The sequence below is a fragment of the Pseudomonas sp. BAY1663 genome, from assembly GCF_000582595.1.
In the GTDB taxonomy this organism is placed as follows: Bacteria; Pseudomonadota; Gammaproteobacteria; order Pseudomonadales; family Pseudomonadaceae; genus Stutzerimonas; species Stutzerimonas stutzeri_AF.
This window is the reverse complement of sequence record NZ_AZSV01000185.1, coordinates 1-1,909: the sequence shown is the minus strand read 5'-3', so window position 1 is coordinate 1,909 and position 1,909 is coordinate 1. Positions and strand designations below refer to the sequence as shown.

Below are 1,909 nucleotides of genomic sequence, written 5' to 3'. Positions count from 1 at the left end.
GGCGAGGCGGGGCGCGGCTTCGCCGTGGTCGCCGACGAGGTGCGCGCGCTGGCCAGCCGCACCCAGCAGAGCACCGGTGAGATCCAGAGCATGATCGATCGCCTGCAGAACGCCACCAGCCATACGGTCAGCACCATGCGCCGTGCCGGCGAGAAGGGCGAGAGCACCCGCGAGCAGTCCAACCAGGCCGGCGAATCGCTGGATGCCATCGCCGCGCTGATCGGCACCATCAATTCGATGAACGCGCAGATCGCCGCCGCCGCCGAGGAACAGACCGCGGTGGCCGAGGAGATCAACCGCAGCGTGCATCACATCGCCGATGCGGTGGATGGCGTCGCCAGCGATGCCGCCGAGGGCGCGCAGACCGCGCGCGAACTCAATGGCCTGGCCGAACGCCTGCAGCGCTTGGTGGGGCAGTTCCGCGTCTGAATCATTACCTGCGCTGACGGATGACAGGCCCCGCTTCGGCGGGGCCTTGTGTTTTCCGCAGGAAGTTTGCGGATGGCGGGTAAAGAAACTCCGCGAGCAGCCGAAATAGCTGTAACGATAAATTGACGCTGTAAAGGCGTCATCTGCCCTTGCTGCCCTCCAGTCTGCCCTTGAGGTATGAACACATGCTTGCGAATCTGCGTCTGCGATCCAAACTCCTGCTGCTTGCGTTGGGGCCGATCCTGCTTCTGGCCATCCTGCTGAGCGGAATCACCGTCTACAAGCTGCAAAACCTCGCCGAAGAACAGGAAGAGCAGACCCGACAGAGTCTGATCCGGGACCGCCGCGCCGAACTCCAGCATTACGTCGAGCTGGCGCGCAACGCCATCGGCCCGATCTACGAGCGTTCCGCCGAAGGCGATATGCAGGCGCGCGACGAGGCGGTGGCCATCCTCGAGCGGCTGTCCTACGGCAAGGACGGCTACTTCTGGGGTTACGACACTCAGACCGTGCGCATCCTGCAGGGCAACACCAAGGACAAGATCGGTCAGAGCTTCTACGACTACCGCGACCCCAACGGGGTCTATTCCATCCGTGAACTGGTCAGGGCCGGGCAGGATGGCAGTCACTACGTCTACTACAGCTTCGTCCTCGGCGACAGCAGCGAACTGGTGCCCAAGGTCGGTTACGCCGATTTCCTGCCCAAGTGGAAGATGGTGTTCGGCACTTCGCTGAACCTCGATGGCGTCGAGCGCGACGTCCAGGCCGCCCGCCAGGAATTCCAGAGCCGCATCGATGGCCTGGTGGCGATCATGATCGGTTCGGCGCTGGCCCTGCTGGTAGTGATCGCGCTGGCGGCAATGGTCATGAGCAATGCGCTGCTGCGGCCGCTGCTGCTGGTCAAGCGCAACCTCGACGATATGGCGCAGGGCGACGGCGACCTGACCCAGCGCCTGCCGGTCACCAGCCAGGACGAGCTGGGCGAACTGGCCGGCTCGTTCAACCGTTTCGTCGAGAAGATCCACTTGCTGGTGCAGCAGGTTGCCGGCACCACCACCCAGCTCACCGGGCTGGTCGGCGCGGTGGCCAACCAGGCCCAGCGTTCCGAACAGGCCATGGCCGACCAGCGCAGCGAGACCGACCAGGTCGCCACCGCGATCAACGAGATGTCTGCCGCCGCCCATGAGGTGGCGATGAGTGCCCAGCGTGCCGCCGAAGCCGCACGGGAAACCGACCAGCAGGGCGTGGCTGCCAAGCAGGTAGTGGACCGCAGCATCGAGCAGATCCACGGCCTGGTGGGCGAGTTGCGTGGTAGCGGCGAGTCGCTGGAAGGGTTGCAGCAGGACGTGAAGGGCATCGTCGGCGTGCTCGACGTGATCCGTGCCATCGCCGAACAGACCAACCTGCTGGCGCTCAACGCGGCGATCGAGGCGGCGCGTGCCGGCGAGGCGGGGCGCGGCTTCGCCGTGGTCGCCGACGA

The 1,909-nt window shown here is 65.4% G+C and carries 2 protein-coding genes; both read left to right on the top strand.

Features of this window, described 5'->3' with window-relative positions; all coding sequences use genetic code 11:
- Positions 1-429: methyl-accepting chemotaxis protein (locus BAY1663_RS22620; RefSeq protein WP_037045351.1), on the top strand; the 429-nt coding region annotated here is incomplete at its 5' end.
- A 185-nt stretch (positions 430-614) separates the two neighbouring features.
- The coding region (locus tag BAY1663_RS22615; RefSeq protein WP_037045350.1) for a methyl-accepting chemotaxis protein at positions 615-1,909 on the top strand (1,295 nt) is incomplete at its 3' end.